The organism is Agrobacterium sp. CFBP 3001 (assembly GCF_027871605.1).
GTDB lineage: Bacteria > Pseudomonadota > Alphaproteobacteria > Rhizobiales > Rhizobiaceae > Agrobacterium > Agrobacterium leguminum.
On the sequence record NZ_JAQAHD010000007.1, the window covers coordinates 153,350 to 171,618 of the forward strand.

The window sequence follows — 18,269 nt, forward strand, 5'->3', positions numbered from 1 at the left end:
ATACGCTCTTACGAGCAATTCGAGCAAAACTGCTGAATGCGGCGGCAGGCTTCCTCGAGAAGCGCTTCCGACGTCGCATAGGAGATGCGGAAGTTCGGGCCGAGGCCGAAGGCCGAGCCGTGAACGACGTCAACGCCTTCCGATTCCAGAAGCTCGGAAACGAAATCCTCGTCCGTCTCGATGACCTTGCCCGACGGCGCCGTCTTGCCGATCAGGCCGGCGCAGGACGGATAGACGTAGAAGGCGCCTTCCGGCACCGGGCAGACGATGCCCTTGGCCTGGTTCAGCATGGAGACGACGAGGTCGCGGCGGCCTTCGAAGATCTTCTTGTTCGCCGGGATGAAGTCCTGGGTGCCGTTCAGCGCTTCGACAGCCGCCCACTGGGCGATCGACGTCGCACCCGAGGTCTGCTGCCCCTGGATCATGTCCATGGCCTTGATGAGCTGGAGCGGGCCGGCGGCATAGCCGACGCCAGCCGGTCATTGCATAGGCCTTGGAGACGCCGTTCATCGTCAGCGTCCGGTCGTAGAGGCTGGGCTCGACTTCAACGGGCGTGACGAACTTGAAGTCGCTATAGGTCAGGTGCTCGTACATGTCGTCGGTCAGCACCCAGACATGGGGATGCTGCATCAGCACGTTGGTCAGCGCCTTCAGCTCCGCATGCGTATAGGCCGCACCCGTCGGGTTGGACGGCGAGTTGAAGATGAACCACTTGGTCTTCGGCGTGATCGCCTTTTCGAGATCCGCCGGCTGAAGCTTGAAGTCATGCTCCTGGGTGGCCGAAACGAAAACCGGCGTGCCGCCGCAAAGCGCCACCATCTCGGGATAAGACACCCAGTAAGGCGCCGGGATGACGACTTCATCGCCCGGGTTCAGCGTCGCCATGAAGGCGTTGAACAGGATCTGCTTGCCGCCGGTGCCAACGATCGTCTGCTCCCAGGAATATTCCAGACCGTTTTCGCGCTTGAACTTGGAGGCGATCGCCTTGCGCAGCTCGGGGATACCGGACACCGGCGTGTACTTCGTTTCGCCGCGGTTGATCGCGTCGATGGCGGCCGTCTTGATATTGTCGGGCGTATCGAAATCCGGCTCTCCTATATTGAGGCGGACCACGTCCCTGCCCTCAGCTTTAAGCTCGCGAAACTTCTGCGAGACAACGATAGTGGCAGAAGGCTTTATACGGGAGAGAGCATCGGAACGCACGAACATGACAGGCTGACCCAAACGTTTCAAAAGGAAGTCTTCCCGATGTTTTTATGTTGAACGCGCTTCGGATTTCAATCGACGCGTGGTCCCCTGTTACAAATGAAATCAAATTTGACGTCCTCAGCGAAGCGCGCGATTTGAAGTCGTTCAAAGCGGCTTGGTATGCCGCCGCGTCTGCGATCGGCAATTCTGAAAGCCGCCCCTGCGAAACTCGTCGCTTTAAGAGCCCGAGTGGTCCTCGATCAGCGCATCAGTTTGCCGAACGGATTTGCAACTTTGTGAGCGTTACAGATGAAGCTCGATCCGACGTTTCAGCTCTGTTGAGATCATGAGATAAGGCCTCAAAGAAACGCCTGCATCATCAAAGAATTCTTCGACCGGTCAATTTTCCAACGCCGTTGCGAAAGCCTTTGTTGCGTTTTAAACGATGCGGGAAAAGGAGGCTGGGGCTCCGAAGAGCCTGTTGAAATCATGTCCGCAGAAAGCCATCCGACCGAATCCCAGATGACGCCGAAAAAGCTGTTCTATCTGACGCTGGGTTCCATCGGCGTCGTTTACGGCGATATCGGGACCAGCCCGCTCTACGCCTTTCGCGAGGCGTTGAAGCCGGTGGCCCATGACGGGCTCACCCGTTTCGAGGTCATCAGCCTGATCTCGCTGATGATCTGGGCGCTGACGATCATCGTCACCATCAAATATGTGCTCTTCCTGCTGCGCGCCGACAACGAAGGCGAGGGCGGCACGCTGTCGCTGCTTGCTCTTTTGATGAAGACCGCCAACGGCCATACCGCCATCCTGATGCTGCTCGGCCTCTTGGGGGCTGCGCTTTTCCTCGGCGACGCGATGATCACGCCGGCGCTGTCGGTGCTGTCGGCGGTCGAAGGCCTGAAGCTCGTCACGCCCAGGCTCTCGGAATATATCGTGCCGATCTCGGTGGTGATCCTGGCGCTGCTCTTCGTCGTGCAATCGCGCGGCACCGGCGCCGTCGCCAAATTCTTCGGCCCGATCACCGCCGTCTGGTTCCTCGTCATGGCCGCCGCCGGCATTTCGCATATCTCGGACGATTTCGGCATTCTTGCCGCCTTCAATCCTTACTATGCCGTCAGCTTCCTGCTGCATGAGGGCTTCTACGGCGTCGTCGTGCTCGGCGCCGTCTTCCTGACGGTGACGGGTGCGGAGGCGCTTTATGCCGATCTCGGCCATTTCGGCCGTCGCCCGATCCAGTGGGCCTGGTTCCTGCTGGTCTTCCCGTCGCTGACGCTGAACTATCTCGGGCAGGGCGCACTCGTGCTCGGCAAGCCGGAGACGATGTCGGATCCCTTCTACCTGATGTATCCGCAATGGGCGCTGCTGCCGGTTGTCATCCTGGCGACCGCGGCGACGATCATCGCCAGCCAGGCTGTTATAACAGGCGCTTTCTCGATGGTGCGCCAGGGCATCAACCTTGGCTTCCTGCCGCGCAGGGAAATCCTCTTCACCTCGGAAACCAATACCGGGCAGATTTTCGTGCCCTCGGTCAATGCCGTGCTGTTCATCGGCGTCATCTTCCTGGTCCTGAGTTTCAAAACCTCGGACGCGCTGGCGACCGCCTATGGCATCTCCGTCACCGGCGCCATGGTCGTCACCTCGATCATGGCCTTCGAATTCGTTCGCGCCCGTTGGAACTGGTCGCTGCCGGTTGCGGTGATCGCGCTGGCGCCGCTGGTCATACTCGAATTGATCTTCCTCGGCGCCAATCTTTTGAAGATCCACGACGGCGGCTATATCCCGATCCTGATCGCCACGGCCTTTACCGTCATCATGTGGACCTGGCGCCGCGGCACCGCGATCCTGATGGAAAAGACCCGCCACACCGATATTCCGCTTGCCTCCTTTGTCAGCTCGATCGAGCGCAAGAGCGAACATTCGCCGGCGCAGGTTCCCGGCACGGCGATCTTCCTGACCAGCGATCCGGAATCCGCACCCGCCGCCCTGCTGCACAATCTCAAGCACAATCACGTGTTGCACGACCGCAACGTCATCCTGACGATCCGTACCGTCAACAAGCCGCGTGTGCCGAGTCAGGACCGTTACAAGGTCGAGCAGATTTCCGAGCGTTTCTCGCGCGTCGAACTGCTGTTCGGCTTCATGGAATCGCAGAACGTCTCACAGGCGCTCGCGACGCTGCGCAAGGCCGGACTGAAGTTCGACATCATGTCGACCTCATTCTATCTCGGCCGGCGCAAGCTGGTGCCGGACGCCAATTCAGGCATGCCCTACTGGCAGGACCGGTTCTACATCCTCCTTGCGAATGCGGCCTCACTCCCATCAGACTATTTTCACCTTCCTGCCAACCGGGTTGTTGAACTGGGATCGCAGATTATCGTTTAGACGCGGCCCCTGACGGCGACCGGCGAGGACCACTCTCGACAGTGTTTGGCAAACAAGGGATTGTCCCGACTTTGCGAGCAGGTTCGGACCAATATCTGCCTCTAATGCAGAGCGAGCCGCATTCATCCAGCCCCGTTGGATTACAGCTGAAACTGACCTTCTCCCACGGCAAATCATTTTAGCACATTCAGATTGCATAGGGGGTGAAAGCTGTACAAGGAGACTGAACCATGAGCCTGAACGAAAAACCAGGTACTGCAAACAGCCGCTCGGATCTGGAGCCGGCTGGTGTCGACGGCACGCAATCGACAGGATTGCCAACCGCTTCAGAGATCGAGGGACCAACCGTTGCGCTACAAAGATCATTTTTTCAACAGTTGCTCTTGGACTTTGCCTACGGATGTGAATTTTTTTATCCACTACAGCAATATGAAGCTTTCACTTCGAAAGCAAAAGACGATGATGAGAACTGATGGCGGCCACTCGCCGAAGGAGTTCAAGGCGGCGACGCTTGAATCGGTTCTCGTTTACGAATGCGCCGCGCCTGACGCGGATTCAGATCAAATGTTCCAAAGCTACCCGCACCCCATTGCCAATGTCGAGAGATGACGACTTCCAACGACGCCTTGGCGCCTCAAAGCGGTATGGCTTGTCGTGATACAATAACCGACTGCAGAAATTGCCATGTCAATGCGGTGGGAGTGGGCGACTGACCGGGGGAAAGCCGTTTGGTACATACATCTACGTCTTAATCCGAAACAAAGTGCACTCGAATTTCCTGAAGTAATGAGAAGCCAACGTAGTTTTTTCGGTATGACATCCAACGGCAACGCGTCCGAAGGCAATGCTTTACATTTGTAACACGATTGACATTTAACCAACCTCGAAGGAACGCTAGAAGTTCCAGTACACCAAACGAGCTGAACTCAACGGTGGACAATCAGAACGATTGGGCGGCCGGCGGAAGATGCATGAGCAGGCACGAAGGCCGGAACAAACTGCCCCGCTGGCCACTCCGCGAACAGCGATGCTTCCAGTCCTCCCCAAGATCAACATTCAACTCGCCCACGCACATCCAGGGAGTAATTCAGTATGTCGAATTTTTGCTTAAAGTCTGTGCAGGTAACAGCAATCGCATCGACTATAGCGCTCGTGCTGGCCGCGAATACCTTGGCACAAGAATCTTCCACCGCCTCTCCATGGCCGGACACACCAACCGCTCGGATCGAGGCGCTCGCAGTTCTCCAGACCTTGAATGCAAATCTCCTGGGAAATCCTAGCGCCACCTTGACGCTCGATCGCTGGTGTGCCGCGCACAAACTCGCCCCGGAAGACTCCAAGATCGTTGCCCAGCGCGTGCGCGTACAAGACACGCCCGCCGATAGCAGTATCCGAGAACTTCTTGCCGTGGGATCAGAGGAGCCTATCGCTTATCGCCGCGTTCGCCTGGTTTGCGGAAATCGCGTACTATCAGAAGCCGACAACTGGTATGTTCCGGCGAGACTGACAATGGAAATGAATAACGCGTTGAGCACCAGTGATATAGCGTTCGGCAGGGCCGTTCAGTCTCTTAACTTCACCCGCACCAACCTATCTTCCAATCTGCTTTGGTCTCCTCTACCAGAAGGCTGGGACATGGGAAATGAATTAACTGCGAACCGGAGAGGACCACTGGTCCTGCCACCGTTTCTTCTCGAACATCGTGCCGTGTTGAAGCTGCAGGACGGCACACCATTCAGTGCTGTGGTAGAAAAGTACACAAACAAAGTGTTGGATTTTCCGGCTCCGATAGCAATCCAAGGCTGGCTATTGGGACGCACGACCCGAGCGTCGGGCAGCACGCCCACGCGCTCCTGTTCTACATCTCCGGTCGAGCCTTGTCCTATGTCAATCTCACGATGAAAGCCCCTACTGCGGATTGCGGCTAGCGTTTTCCCCTTGGAAAAGCCGTTCCGGGTGCCAATCAATCCTCATTCCTCGGACCAGCACAGCTTGCAACGAGGCCGATGCCGATTGACTGCACCAAACACGAATGAAACCTGGAGCACAGCGGGGACAAGTCACTTTGTAATCCCTCCACTCACGCCAACACGGAACGGCTGCCGAGAGTTACCGTGACAATGCCGATCTGTCCCGATCGCGGGAGGATGAATCGAATTCGGCGCGCGTACGGGTGTAGGCATCACCGACGTTCTTGACGAAACTCTCGTGTGCCGTCAGAAGGCCGATAGCATTTGGCCCTCTCGTCACGACCGATCGACTATATCTTTCGATTATGTCAATCACCTCGTCGATAGGTTTCACCTCCGGTTCTTTCGCGTCTTGATACCTGCGGGGATGCGCCGCCATGTTTTTTTCAATCTCAAAGTCTGCGACAGCCCGGCGGAACAGGCGCAGCAGCTCCGGGCGATTGTTCCTCTCGTGTTGTACCCGAGTTTTTTGGTCGTCGTTTAAGTGCTTCTCGCCCTGGACCAATACGTCTGCGGCGGGGCATTTCTGACCCTGGTTCCAAGTAAGAGGGGGATCAAGCTGCAAGATTTCGATCGAACGTTCGATTAAGCGCGTCTTATTGACTTCCCCAAGATCGTCCAGATGCTTTATCACGCTCAGAATTGCGTCGCACTGATCAGGCTGAGGGAGGTTCAGGATGTTGGTTGTGAATCGTGCTTTTCCAGCCTCAGATTGAAACTTCAGAAGTGGTCCTACCGCCCGCGTTCTTGCCGTTTCAGATGGCCGGTTCACCTGCCAATCAGGCAATTGCTCCCCAGGGATGATTGTATCGAAGACTGCTTTTGCCGATGTACCAATCCTTTTCACGCGAGCGTGATAAATTCCGATAGGGCCTCGACGTAAAGCTTCGCGACCTGCGGAGCCAGTTCGCTCTAGATTTCCGAGATCTCGTGCGGTTTCGACCACATCCTGTGGTTGGAACGTAGGTAGCAACTTTTGCAAGTACATCGGAAGGTAGGTTTCGGTTTGGTGACGCAGGATCACTCTTCACCCGAGCAGACTCAGATTCTCGGGGAGGTGTTCGTTGGCTGCTGGACGGCATGAGAAGCTCCATTTTTCTTCAATCACGCTAACCTTACTCAGATGAAAAGGGCGTCTCCACTGCTAATCTATTACTTTTGCAACACTTGAAATGCAGGTTGGCTGCATGAACGAGCGCCAACGCTAGCGCCCCTGCCAGCCCAGCGGATCAAATACAGCCACCCTCTTTTTCTCCAACTTTGCGAGGTGACGCTACTTGTCGCGATCTAAATGTCGCTGATGGTCGAGGGAATAGGCCCCTCCCGCCGGCGCAGAGATTGGCAATCTTACTGGACACGGCGCCATATCACGGCAATCGGCTTCTTCAAGTGCATTGCAGAAAAACGAATGCGCTGTTGACGGATCTGCTCATGAACACGGCAGGCGGGATTAAGGATCACAAACGCGCCACCTTCTCAACGATGCTAGATAAAAGGCTCCGCATGTACGGCCACGATCGCGCGAGCTAGCCTTCATCAACACAGCCGGCGAGTCGGCGCATATATCCCGCTATTTTTCTTCGGCTATAGCCGGTCGATAGGTCTTAGGCTAACGTCGAATCAGCGGCAAGGTCCGCAAAACGTGACATCGCGCCCTCGATATCATCCCACGCAAGGGCATCTTTCCGATGTTTCACCTGCACATAGATACGGATGCCATCGAGTTGGATTTCTACATCTTCGTCGCTTTCGACAGCGATCTCCCGCGCAGCGATGGTTGCGGCTGACAACAAACATTGAACCGCATAGAGGTGCTGGAATAAGTAGCCGCGATGCACGGCTTCGATCCGACGCAGTTGCGCTGGGTCCAGAACACTGTTTCCTGAACGGCCTAACTCACCCAAAGCAGCGCATCCTCTTTTATCACAGCCTTCGTTTGCGGTCCCATTCTCTTTCCAAGTCAATGCAGGAACGGCATCAGGATGTTGCCCATACCGCGCCGTATCTCGATGCAGTCGCTGCACAGGCGCAGGGAGGGTACGCCCGGCATCGTCTGAGCGCCATTCGCAAGACGGTAGGACATGGCTGGCCGGTCGCCGCATGACGAGCAGACTTCCGAACTTCCTTCCGCCGTGACGACCATGCGCGACAACGCGGCCAGCTTCGGTTCGACGCGATCAACGACCGAATACCAATAGGCGCTGTGCGGCTCGATCTGCTCCAACTGTTTCTTCAGATCGTCAGGATAGTGCTTCAACAGCCACGCACACGCGACCTCCCTGCGGATCTGATCGTTAAGCACAAGAGTTTCGTACAGGTCCACCAACAGCCGGAGGGATTGACCGCCGTGCTGGGTCTCTAGCATCTGCAACTGTATGAGGTTAATGGAAAACCGCACGCCTCCGCTGTAAGCCTCGCTCACTGTACCTATGCAGTATTCACGTATGTCGGCCATCTGCTCGGGCGCGGACATCGTTGCGATTAGGCTCTGGTCGTAGCGCCAAGGGTGAGCCGCTATTTCACCGCGCCACAGATCAAGGTAGCCGCTCTCGCGCAGAACCTCTGCAATCTCCGGATCAGCCTCAGGGCGAACCACGAGTAAAGCATGGAGTTCGTTTAGGCTCTCCAAGTCCGGAACGAACGTACGAGCGACGTCAAGAATGGCTTTGTGGGCCTGATGTGTATCTCGGATCGGGTTACGATTGGTTTCGAGCCAACGCCATTCTTCCTCGGACACGGCTTCGGTCTCTATCGGGATTTCCACCAGCAAGCGACTACGTCGTAAATCCTCCGGCGAGCAATAGTCTGCGTCCGGCACAAGATTGATGCCCGCGTTTCTGTAGACGCGGGCCACTAAACGAGAGCAATATTGCCGCTTCGATCTCGGCTTTCGGACAGCAGCGACCGACCGCATGGCCTCCGGCACAGAATAACGCGCACCGATCTCGGCCCGCGCGAAATCGATTACATTTGAAAGTACCTCGCGGGGGAGAGCTTCCTTCAGGCGGAAATGGAAAACCTGCTCGTCATCCTCGAACAACTCCCGCTGCAGGTTACGCGCCTGTACCCCGTCCGCGGTGGAATCGATAAACGAACCATGCTGCACGCAGATCATCGCGTGTGAAACGATGCCCCCCGTGCTGAAGCGGATCGATTTGCTTATCTTTCCCGGTCGAGCTGTGAAGAGAATATCTCCAGGCTGAACACTTTTGATACTAATGCGCTTCATTCCCCTCCCCCGAAGCCGGCCGGCATCTATTGCTGCTAGTGCGGCCAGGACAATTGATCGCGCGGCAAACGATTGTCTGGATCGTGAACATGCACGTCATCATCTGGGATGAGATTGGCAGAAAAAATTACAAGATTAGTTCCGCCAGCGTGCCTTAGTGACGGAAAGAGCAGCCCCCGAAGGCCGGATGAAATGACTTTGTCTGCCAACTTCCAGGAGGGAGGGACCTTTTTGTCGATGCGAGCGATTTTTCGCCATGCACAATCCCATTGAGACCAAGCTGCATCCCAAAGAAGCGGATCGAAACCTTGCGACAGATCGGCTACTTCGCTGAGCGTGATCTTGTACGCTGCAAGCGTCGCCGGCGGTGTGATGCTCGCGCCCTGTCGATATTCTTCGAGCGCGGTTTGGGGGGCCTCGGAAAGATAGAGAGCCTCGACGCCGGGTCGATTGAAGCGACCGCCGTCAATAGCGGCTCCGGCGCCGCTGGTTGGAAGAAACGCCCATTTAGGTGTTAGATACCGATGAAAGACTGCGTTCGGGCCGATGCGGGTAATCTTCACCCGCGCGCTCCATTCTCCAGGTCCCGAATATAGGCAAGAACAGCCTCTATCTCACCATCGGCAACAAGCTCCGCGGCCGTGCGATGGCCATAATCGGCAATCGGTTCATTTCGATACCAGTAGATTGCCTTCGCAAGATCACCAGTCAGCTCGGCGGCCGCAGAGATCGCCTTGATCATTTCCCGCATCCTGCCCTGCAAGCGTTCGGAGGAGGGATTGCGCAGGGTGTTGCGATGGACACCGGTCAATTCTGCAAGGTTTGCGACTTTGACGCCGAGCGCCTTTGACAAGCGAGACGGCGAAATATAGGGCGTCCGCGGTTCCTGAAGGCTATCAACAAAGCCGGAAACAACTGTGTATGAATGTACTGTCTGAGCCTGCGCCATGCCTAATCTCCGCTCAATCTTATGCACAATATATGCACATTTGGATGCACATCAAGGTTGGCTAGTAAAAAATCACGCCTGCTGCGTTCTTGAACGACATTCCACGTTCACGCCTCTGCCTATCAAGCGCCTGCGTCTACTCTTCATCGATGAGCGTTTTAGTAGTAGCCGGTATAGTCAGCACCAAGATCGAAAGCGCTGGCCAGTTCCTCGAGCACGACGAGAACGATGGAAAGCAGCATTTTCGTACGCTCCGGGCTATCGAAGCCGTCGGTACTGCTCTTCCCACCATGAAAGAGGTTGTTACGGACGGTCTGGCAATAGCCGATAACCTGCCCAAGCTCAGAAGTACTGGCGGGAAAACCCACAGATCTAAACGCCAGCATTCCATCGTCGCCAATGATCTGCTTTTTCGGGTTAGCCGCGATCAACGCCACAGCGGCTTCGCTGCTTTTATAATCTCCTTCCCAGCGCTCTCGAAATTGTCTCCACCCAGCCTCCGCGGGCTGACCTGGCTCTGTTTTCTTTAGGTAACCGTTGGCCTTGAGCGCATATTCGAAACGCGCAAAAAAATAGAGAAAGTCAAAGGCGAGAGACACTAGGTCCTCCCCAACCTCGTCTCTTCGCATAATGCCCACCGTTCCTAGGAGATCCGTAATGCATGAAAGCCTGATACATTCAATGCGTCAGCATCGGGAGTAGCGACCTCCAAAACTATCAGGACAACGGCGGTCGCGCACCTGTCACCGAAGGAAAATTCCATCGATATAGATGTTGCGAGAAATCTTCTTCCGACCTGGATACATTCGCACGCCGCCGCGAGGATGAGCTCGAAGGAAGTCCGCAACATCGTCCAAGGTATTAAGGGGTAAGGGATCCACGTTTGATCCGAAATGATGACAGGCGTAGTAGCCGTCGGAGCCGCGTTCGACACGTTCGATGACCAGGCCGCCGACAATTCGCTCAACTCTCGTGACTGGCATCGTTACAGCTCCCCAAGGGCCGATCAACATAATCGCGAAATCGGTCTCCAGTTCCGAAGCAAGATGATAATCGAGATATTCTGTTACATCCGCGTTCGTAGACCATTTTACACCCCAGGCTGCGACTGAAATCAATATCTCACATTATCGCCGTGAAGGCGGCCGTCATTGATACATTTAGGCCATAATGAAACGCCGCAGCTTTCGGCGAAGAAGCGGTAGTGTCATTTGCTCATCAAATCGAATCTCGACAAGTTGGACGGCATTTTGTTCACAGAGACTTCTCTTTAAGGCGTCGCGTTCCATGTTACGTTTTAGCGCCATTTCTCCTCCAAATGCAGTAATGGCTCTGTAGTGCTGCTCACCATGGTGTTCCAGAGCAAGGCCGATGGCGGGCAGATACACGTCAAATCGTTGGCGCCCCAGCCATGGGGGCGACGCCTCCCTCAGGATAACTTGGTCGGGAAATAGCTTTTTCACCAGACTGTACATTTCTGCCTCCCTCGTCCATCGGCGAAGACCAAGAGTGTACTGGACTTCGGAACGCGCAGTGGACCTGTCCATTCCAGGCATCAACATCAGCTGATCGATATACGGCGTGATAAACTCCCCAATATCATCACCGTAGAAGCTGGCAGCAGCCTCCGGTCCCGAGCGACGGGCGATACACAGGTGGCATATTTCGTCGATGTAGGTCGCATCCGACAACAATCGAACAACCTGATGGGTCCATGCGCCTGAATGAGATGCAATCCTTATAGCCTCTGACATCATCTTTTCATGAGCTAGGCGAGCGCATGAACAGAAACAACGCTTCCCGGTAACTAAATGATCGAATGCAACAAACTCAAAGCCCTCGATCCCAAACTCATAGCCTTGCGTACGCGGACCAGGTCGAGGGTTCGCGACCAGCGGCTGCTCAAGGCAAATCGCCTCCATCATTTTCTTGGTTTCAAGAAACGTGCTGGGCGGAATCGTCACGTGGTTCAAACGCAGGATGTGATTGGTTTGCGTTTTTAGCTGCTTCGACCAAAGTCGGTGTGTGATCAGCCCTGCAGGGCCATAATTTATGGGACTTAGGTGCAAACCCTGTGTGTCAATCTCAACGCCGTCAACCATGTTCTCTCTGGTTGTGGAAAAGGCCAGTTCGGCATACGAGGTGTCGTACCCGATGTCCGCAAGCCGCGCTAAGGATGCACAGCGCTCCTTGAAATACATCGAATGAAGCTTCACCGAGGGGATCTTCCGGAGCGCCAAAGCTGTTTGCTGCCGAAGATTTTCGACGAGAATTTGTGTGAGCAGTTGTTCAACGGCATCTACCGGCCTCGTGCCCACGGTAGCGACCCTGGGTGCCAACGCTTCGGCAAATTCCTTCTCGGAAAAACCGATGGAAATGCGGCTACGCCTCACGAATCTGCCTCGCTTGCAAGGGCCCAATCGCAAATCCGGAGGACACCGACCAGCTAGATCTCATTCGAGACCTCGATGTCTTGGTTCAAGACGGCGCTTTCAACGAAGTTTCCGAGCGCACGAGCTGTTGAATCATAAATCGACTTCTCTCCGTCCGCGCTTGAAAGCGTGAGCACGAACGCAACTTCTTGCGCGCCCGCTTGGCTGTGATGCGTCCACCCAAATTGGTAGAGGTCACGCATGAACACGCGGGCGTAAAGCCGCAGGTATGGTCCGGAAAAGCCAAGTCCGCTCCCTTTTGAAAAGTCTCTGCAGTGCCGTCTGATAGGCTGCCATTTGCGAAGTTCATCGCGAGCGTCGTTTTCCGGAAGCGTCGACTCTTTCATTGAGCCAAGTAGCGACGGCCACCTATCCGCTCCCGACTGATACGCCAGAGATGTCTCCAAGCGGGAAGCGAAGTAGTTAGCGCCGCCAAACGGCGACACGAGAGGCCGCAAAACAGCGGTCAAGCTGGCGCGTCCGAACAATTTTCCGTCACGCACCAGCTCGGGAGGGATGGGAATATCGTTCCAGTAGTATGCGGTTCCTGGCTCGAGTTGTGCCCGCCACGCAAGCGTGACACTGCCGGGCGCGCAGGTCCAAGGGAGGTGCCCTTGATACGGGGTTCCCCAACCGAGGTTGGGATCGTGCTCACTTCGCTCGGCTGAATTGATGAGGAGAGCCTTAACCAGATCCGGCGTTGGTTCCCGTAAGCTATCGAAGGTGTGGGCTGCCAAAGACGATACCAACGGCGTTGCGTAACTGCTTCCCGTATCCACGACCCCACCCAGCATCCTGAGATTCGAAAACCACGACAGGTCCGGTTTCATCATCCCGTCAGGGCCGGGACCTGGTAGGCATGCGGGGCAACTGTCACCCGGCGTACCGTCAGCAAGCGCCTGACGGCCCCCCACGACAATCGCCGCCTCGCAATCTGCTGGGGGATTAGGTCTTGAATTGTTATCTGGGGTAACATTTCCGACAGAGATGACGGGGAGGAAGCCCGCCGATCTCGCGAGAAGGCTGATTTCATGGCCGAGAACGCTGACCTCGGTGGGATCCAAACCGGCGCCGTCCTGATTGGCAGAGATGTTCCAGACGCGCGCTTCTGGATAAAGACGCGCAACCTCCGCCAGATAGTCGACCAACTCCCGCTCATCAAAGCGCCGATTGGCGTTCCGATGGGGGACGGCCTGAACAGTTCCGATACGGCAGTTTAGTTGAGGCAGCGAGCGATTTTTGTTCCAGGCGTGCCCATGGATAACGAGGGAGCTAACGCTATTTCCGTGAGGCTTGTCGGCTTGGGCGTTCGTGACGAAAGGTGTCGCCCTGAAAGCTTCAGCTGCGGTGTAGCTTCGCGCATGCAGACCGCCATCGACGACGGCAACGATTGGAGCATTCTCATCGATTACTGGTGCAGGAGGCTCCGCTCCTTCGCCAGGTGCTGCCACTCTGATCGGCCGCACAGGATCAATGCGATAAGAAGCGCCTGACGCAATGAGCTGTCTCAACCCTTCTTTATTCGGAATTCGAACTGTAGCGCGTCCGACGCCGGTGTTTCGATAATCTCGCATTGCCCTTGCAATGCTGGATTGTCGTGGTGTCGTGAGAGAACGCGGTTCTTCCGATTCCTCAGATGTTCCGAGCGTGAGCCGCACGCTGGTAAATGTCGGCATGACCAGCCTCTCATTGGCAAAGCGCTGGATACGCTCGAGGACTTCGGCCTTGGCATCTCGATCGCGGAACGGCGCAAGCCAAACAACGAACAAGCGTCCGTCATCATCTTCCGGTGCGGAATTCCAGAGCTCATTGAACGATCGACCGCGCAGACGACTTTTCGCATCAAATTGTCCGAGAGACGAAACACGGGATATGTCGGCTTGCACCGCATAGCCGATTGGATGTTCGATTGCGCGAAGGAGGCGAGGCAATTCTTTGACTTCAGCCTCGATCAAATAGCCGCCAGGAAGAGGAGCAACTAGCCTGCATCCATGACGCTGCGAGAACAAGTCATCGGGGGTGTGCGTTGGAGCAAGGGAATCCTCACTGAACATCCGAACGACTAGGTGCGTCAAACCCGAGTATGTGGGCAACTCTGTACGGTGTTCATAAATGTCGCGTGTTTCGCTCGCGAGCACGTCCTGCTGCCGGCCGAGCCGCTCCTTGACGATGCTGTCGATGCCTTTGCCACGCCCCGTCGGACTCCGCAGCGCCGGATCCATCTGAAGGCTCAGAACGGGATAGAGAAGAGGTTGGTCTCTAGGCTCCACCATACTACACCTCCCCTTCCTGTTGCTTCAGGTAAGCGTAAATGGCTTGCCGCGACACTCCGAGAATGCGGGCGGTATCCGCGCCCCCAATGGCGTACTTCTCCTTGAGGGCTATTGCAACCTGGCGTTTCTGCTCCGCATCCAATGGCTGCCGCTGTACAGGGACAGTACGGCCTGACCGCGGCTCCAGCAGAGCCACAACGACGGCTCCAAAATCAATGTCACGCGACTCATGAACGGCATGACGCCGCGCCGACAGACTCATCGTTTCGATATCGGCCCCCGACAACCCTTCGGACACGACGGCGAATAGCTCGGCGCGCCTCTCCTCATCTTTGTCCTCGAAGAGAAAATGGCGCCAAAGGTCAGCGCGAACGCTTTCATCCGGAAGACCGAGTTCAATTTTATAAGGAAACCGCCTCCATATTGCAGGATCAAGAAGATGCGCATGATTGGTTGCAGCAACCACGATCGAGCTCGGGTCTAGCCCGTCCAACGCTTGAATGACGGTATTGACAACGCGTTTGAGCTCGCCCAACTCGTGACGATCGTCACGCAGCTTTGCGACTGCATCCATCTCATCGAGAAAAAGAACGGCGTTTCGCGCCGGCACGAAATCAAACACCGAGCGGATATTTTTGGCGGTGTCCCCGAGCAAAGAGGAGATGACCGAGTCGAGCCGGACGACATATAGCGGACGAGACAGTTGCGCAGCGATATGGCCGGCAAGGAGAGACTTGCCTGTTCCTGGCGGGCCAGAGAGCAGAAGCCCAAGACGTGAGGCCAATCCTTTGGCGCTCAAGTCATCAATGCGCCGAGCATCCGCGATGAAATCGCTGAACACATGCCACCCGCCTTCGTTGAGAAAAATAGGCGTATCGGGCCAGGTCTGCTCCTCGACAAGCGGCAAGCGGGATTTCGAGTCCACGGGCAGCGATTCCACGTAGCCAGACGCCTTCAAAGGCACCCCCCTCTTGCGCACCAGGGCCTTCAGCTCCTTGGCAATGGAAGTCTCACCATTCTTGTCGAGATCTCGCGCAAGCGCATTCGCAGCTCTGCGTACGCGCGTGTAGTCAGCGGAAAGTGCCGCGTCGGCCAACTCCAGCACATTTTTCATCTCAATGGTCATGATCACTCCATGCGTAAAAGTTCGTCATCCATTCGTAAACCACAATAGCCATATTGACAATTAAATTTTCATTAATGTAAACTCTTACGGCACTCAAGAAAAAGGATTCTGATGCAATGACAAGGAAGAATCAGCATGTGGTTCCCCATAACGGCGAATGGGCCGTGCGGGGCGCTGGAAATCAGCGAGTGACCTCCACCCATGGAACGCAGGCCGACGCGGCTGCCGCTGCTCGCAAAATTGCGATCAACCAGCAGAGCGAAGTCGTCATCCACCGTCCCAACGGACAAATCCGGGACAAGGATTCCTACGGTCGCGACCCGTTCCCGCCGCGTGGCTAAAACCTGAGGCCGCCTGGTGTGAGACGGCCTCTTCATCAAAGGAGAGAAGAAATGCAGTTTGAAGGCGCATTAGTTCGCGAGCAGGGCGTCACCTTCGCCATAGTCATCGTTAAGCCGCACGTTTTGAACAGCGGCCATCAGGCCGACGACGTCGCATATAGCTTCCAGCCAGCATTCCCGGGCGTGCCGATTGTTCTCATGGCACAAAACAGCAGGGGCGTACCGACATATCGTGGCCGACGTGATCTTGTTAATTTTCTGTCGCGGGTGCCAATGCAGGCGATACCCTGGAAGCGCTACACCCTGAACTGATCGGGAAGACTAGATAGATGCTAAAGACAGATACCCGCCAAGCGAATTGGCGGCGATGCTCATCACGATCAATACGACGAGCCATTGAACGTCCGATGGCTATGCCGTCGCCATCACACCAGGCTTCACCACTACGGCGAGGACCTGTTTCCCATTCGGACTTCGCCTTAGAAGGTCTCTCGGACGGACCATTGGAAGACAGCACGGTTGTCCAAGACGAAATTCTGCAGTTTGCTCCCGTCACAGCGCCTTCGTCCGGGTCGCAAATGCAGAAGTACGCTGCCCTCATTCATTCAATGAACATTGCCTCCCCTTCAGTTGGATCGAAGGCGACATCATCTTGAACGGCACGTCTGCTCAGCAAGCCGGCGTCCTCCAGCGCTTCGATATTGGGAAGGTCACGCAACGTCTCCATACCAAAGACCGAAAGAAAGTGTGAGGTCGTTATGTAGGTATAGGGCGCGCCTGGCGTCGGACTGCGTGGCCCGGAGCCGATAAAACCCGCCCCGCGCAGATTACCAACGACGTCACGGCTGACCTCCTTCCCAAAGATCTTTGACAGCTCGCCGCGGGTAATCGGCTGTAAATATCCCACCGCCATCAGCACCATCGCCTCGAACTCGGAGAGTGCCGCCGCCCCTCCCCTTGTCGGGGCCGAAGACGCGCGAATCGTCTCGGCAAACCGCGGCCGGGTGCGATGCTGCCAGCCGCCGGCGACCGACACCAGCTCGTAAGGCCGATCCCGCAACTCCTCGACGAGATCGTCGATCAACAGATCAATGCTACAATCCTTTCCCACCACACGCGCCAGCGTCTCGCGGCTGACCGGCTCAGCCGAGGCAAAGATCACCGCCTCAATACGCAGCATCCATTCCCGCCAACGAAGTTCTTGCGGTAAGTCCTCGAGCTCGCGATCATACAGGACATCTTGCTGTCGGTCTTTTGCCCGACGCAGTGTGGTTTTTGTCGCGCTCGCTCCCCTCATCATCATAATCCAAAGATGCGGAAGGAGGAGCGGCCGGACAGCTCGCGCACCGCTTCAAAACTCTCGAGCCGATCGAACAGCCGGTTCGCCGCCCAGCGCGACAGCTCGCTTCCTGGGACCGACGCCAGAATAGCGTCGTCGGACAGCAAACGCCGGATCACCGGCTCGGCGCCCCTGGTACGGAGCTTTGGTGCCACAGCCAGCAACCGCGCTGCCCTTCGATCGATCTCCACGGCAGATCGCAGCGCCGCCGCCACACCATCCATCAAAGCCAGGCAGATCGCCCTTGGATAAGCCGCTTCGTCAGACCGGACGCGACCACGGCCGCCGATGGTGCGGAACGCCTCGCCAAACCGCTCGGGGATTAGCAGCGGTACGGGTTTCGGCCAGTTCAGCATTTGCGCCAGAACGATCTCGGCGAGCCCAAGCGCCAGCACCTCGGTGTCCGGGCGAATGGTCGTAATCGCCGATACAAGCTCGGCAACTGCGAGGGGTGCCGCGCGCCCGGACTGGATCGCCGTATCGACAAAATCCGGGACGGAGACAAGAGCATCCTCCCAGCCAATCCCCAGCAGCGCGCAGAGCTCCTTAACGAATGGCGTGGCAATCGTCCCGGATTGGCGCGTCAGCATTCGTATGGCAAGAAACAGCTTTCCGGCCGGCCCGGGATCGTTGCCGGGCGCGGTGAGCAAAATCGCGTCGCGAATGGCGGTTTCCTCTTCATTGCGGCCAAGCATTCTGGCGGCGACGGCAGCTGATTTGAGAGCAAGGCGATCGCGCCAGCAGCCAATCCATTGCGGGTCGGCGCGGATCAGATCGTCAAGAGATTTCAGGGCGATACCGGCGCCGAAGGCAGCATCTGTCTCATTGATGTCGCGACCACGCGGCAGTGCCCATCCCGGCATGCGGGGCGACCAGGCGGGGGCGGTTGGAGCGGAGGGGTCGAACGAATCCATGCGACGGAGTGTAGATTAGGTGAGCGGTTTAATCCAGCATTATCCGCCTAAACCGCACCGCTTGTCGCGGATATATAAAGTCCGATAATCTTGCATTATCGGACATTTTGTTTTCTATAG

Annotated in this window: 17 protein-coding genes and 1 pseudogene; 5 read left to right on the plus strand and 13 right to left on the minus strand. The window is 56.4% G+C overall.

The window, feature by feature from the left end:
- Positions 1-8: 8 nt before the first annotated feature.
- Positions 9-1,209: pseudogene (locus PH605_RS11760) on the minus strand (pyridoxal phosphate-dependent aminotransferase).
- 468 nt (positions 1,210-1,677) lie between these two features.
- Between PH605_RS11760 and PH605_RS11765 the strand changes: the two are divergent.
- The 3 genes from PH605_RS11765 (at position 1,678) to PH605_RS11775 (ending at position 5,478) form a co-directional block, all read left to right on the plus strand.
- Entirely contained in the window at positions 1,678-3,576 is a 1,899-nt protein-coding gene (locus tag PH605_RS11765) for a potassium transporter Kup (protein ID WP_012476026.1), read from the plus strand.
- A 230-nt stretch (positions 3,577-3,806) separates the two neighbouring features.
- Positions 3,807-4,049: a hypothetical protein gene (locus tag PH605_RS11770; protein ID WP_142845032.1), complete on the plus strand. Its 243-nt coding sequence runs from the start codon at positions 3,807-3,809 to the stop codon at positions 4,047-4,049.
- Positions 4,050-4,668: 619 nt separating this feature from the next.
- Positions 4,669-5,478 (plus strand): hypothetical protein, encoded by an 810-nt coding sequence (locus PH605_RS11775; protein WP_010900336.1) that lies wholly within the window; start codon positions 4,669-4,671, stop codon positions 5,476-5,478.
- Positions 5,479-5,685: 207 nt separating this feature from the next.
- On the opposite strand, the gene PH605_RS11780 is transcribed toward PH605_RS11775, so the two are convergent.
- The 10 genes from PH605_RS11780 to PH605_RS11825 all read right to left on the minus strand — a co-directional run bounded on the left by PH605_RS11780 (position 5,686) and on the right by PH605_RS11825 (position 15,555).
- On the minus strand, positions 5,686-6,570 hold the full coding sequence (locus PH605_RS11780; RefSeq protein ID WP_161987871.1) for a hypothetical protein: 885 nt from the start codon (positions 6,568-6,570) through the stop codon (positions 5,686-5,688).
- A 580-nt stretch (positions 6,571-7,150) separates the two neighbouring features.
- Positions 7,151-7,450, minus strand: coding sequence for a hypothetical protein (locus PH605_RS11785; RefSeq protein WP_077768112.1), 300 nt, complete (start codon positions 7,448-7,450; stop codon positions 7,151-7,153).
- 56 nt (positions 7,451-7,506) lie between these two features.
- A complete protein-coding gene (locus PH605_RS11790; protein WP_010900333.1) occupies positions 7,507-8,775 on the minus strand; it encodes a YiiX/YebB-like N1pC/P60 family cysteine hydrolase in 1,269 nt (422 codons plus the stop codon).
- 35 nt (positions 8,776-8,810) lie between these two features.
- Positions 8,811-9,338, minus strand: coding sequence for an RES family NAD+ phosphorylase (locus tag PH605_RS11795; RefSeq protein WP_077768113.1), 528 nt, complete (start codon positions 9,336-9,338; stop codon positions 8,811-8,813).
- A complete protein-coding gene (locus tag PH605_RS11800) occupies positions 9,335-9,724 on the minus strand; it encodes a hypothetical protein (RefSeq protein ID WP_010900332.1) in 390 nt (129 codons plus the stop codon). Before PH605_RS11800 ends, PH605_RS11795 begins: the two co-directional genes overlap by 4 nt.
- A 158-nt stretch (positions 9,725-9,882) precedes the next feature.
- The gene (locus tag PH605_RS11805; protein ID WP_142845033.1) at positions 9,883-10,323 is read right to left on the minus strand and encodes a hypothetical protein; all 441 of its coding nucleotides are present in this window, start codon (positions 10,321-10,323) and stop codon (positions 9,883-9,885) included.
- A 144-nt stretch (positions 10,324-10,467) separates the two neighbouring features.
- Complete coding sequence (locus tag PH605_RS11810; RefSeq protein WP_142845034.1) at positions 10,468-10,842, minus strand: hypothetical protein; 375 nt, start codon at positions 10,840-10,842, stop codon at positions 10,468-10,470.
- Between the two features lie 42 nt (positions 10,843-10,884).
- Positions 10,885-12,117, minus strand: a complete 1,233-nt coding sequence (locus PH605_RS11815) for a hypothetical protein (protein ID WP_142845035.1) — start codon at positions 12,115-12,117, stop codon at positions 10,885-10,887.
- Between the two features lie 53 nt (positions 12,118-12,170).
- A complete protein-coding gene (locus PH605_RS11820) occupies positions 12,171-14,429 on the minus strand; it encodes a S8 family peptidase (RefSeq protein WP_010900330.1) in 2,259 nt (752 codons plus the stop codon).
- A 1-nt stretch (position 14,430) separates the two neighbouring features.
- Positions 14,431-15,555, minus strand: a complete 1,125-nt coding sequence (locus PH605_RS11825; RefSeq protein WP_010900329.1) for an AAA family ATPase — start codon at positions 15,553-15,555, stop codon at positions 14,431-14,433.
- A 116-nt stretch (positions 15,556-15,671) separates the two neighbouring features.
- Between PH605_RS11825 and PH605_RS11830 the strand changes: the two genes are divergently transcribed.
- A complete protein-coding gene (locus tag PH605_RS11830) occupies positions 15,672-15,896 on the plus strand; it encodes a DUF2188 domain-containing protein (protein ID WP_077768116.1) in 225 nt (74 codons plus the stop codon).
- Positions 15,897-15,947: 51 nt separating this feature from the next.
- A complete protein-coding gene (locus PH605_RS11835; RefSeq protein WP_162854303.1) occupies positions 15,948-16,208 on the plus strand; it encodes a hypothetical protein in 261 nt (86 codons plus the stop codon).
- Between the two features lie 289 nt (positions 16,209-16,497).
- Here the strand turns inward: PH605_RS11835 and scpB are convergent, their stop codons facing one another.
- Positions 16,498-17,193: an SMC-Scp complex subunit ScpB gene (scpB, locus tag PH605_RS11840; RefSeq protein WP_077768119.1), complete on the minus strand. Its 696-nt coding sequence runs from the start codon at positions 17,191-17,193 to the stop codon at positions 16,498-16,500.
- Positions 17,194-17,195: 2 nt separating this feature from the next.
- Positions 17,196-18,149 (minus strand): DUF1403 family protein, encoded by a 954-nt coding sequence (locus tag PH605_RS11845; protein WP_010900326.1) that lies wholly within the window; start codon positions 18,147-18,149, stop codon positions 17,196-17,198.
- Positions 18,150-18,269 lie beyond the last annotated feature (120 nt).

Coding starts and splice junctions, on each gene's coding strand:
- PH605_RS11790 (WP_010900333.1), bottom strand. CDS start 8,775: ATGAAGCGCATTAGTATCAAAAGTGTTCAGCCTGGAGATATTCTCTTC.
- PH605_RS11825 (WP_010900329.1), bottom strand. CDS start 15,555: ATGACCATTGAGATGAAAAATGTGCTGGAGTTGGCCGACGCGGCACTT.
- PH605_RS11830 (WP_077768116.1), top strand. CDS start 15,672: ATGACAAGGAAGAATCAGCATGTGGTTCCCCATAACGGCGAATGGGCC.
- PH605_RS11775 (WP_010900336.1), top strand. CDS start 4,669: ATGTCGAATTTTTGCTTAAAGTCTGTGCAGGTAACAGCAATCGCATCG.
- PH605_RS11845 (WP_010900326.1), bottom strand. CDS start 18,149: ATGGATTCGTTCGACCCCTCCGCTCCAACCGCCCCCGCCTGGTCGCCC.
- scpB (WP_077768119.1), bottom strand. CDS start 17,193: ATGAGGGGAGCGAGCGCGACAAAAACCACACTGCGTCGGGCAAAAGAC.
- PH605_RS11820 (WP_010900330.1), bottom strand. CDS start 14,429: ATGGTGGAGCCTAGAGACCAACCTCTTCTCTATCCCGTTCTGAGCCTT.
- PH605_RS11800 (WP_010900332.1), bottom strand. CDS start 9,724: ATGGCGCAGGCTCAGACAGTACATTCATACACAGTTGTTTCCGGCTTT.
- PH605_RS11835 (WP_162854303.1), top strand. CDS start 15,948: ATGCAGTTTGAAGGCGCATTAGTTCGCGAGCAGGGCGTCACCTTCGCC.
- PH605_RS11765 (WP_012476026.1), top strand. CDS start 1,678: ATGTCCGCAGAAAGCCATCCGACCGAATCCCAGATGACGCCGAAAAAG.
- PH605_RS11770 (WP_142845032.1), top strand. CDS start 3,807: ATGAGCCTGAACGAAAAACCAGGTACTGCAAACAGCCGCTCGGATCTG.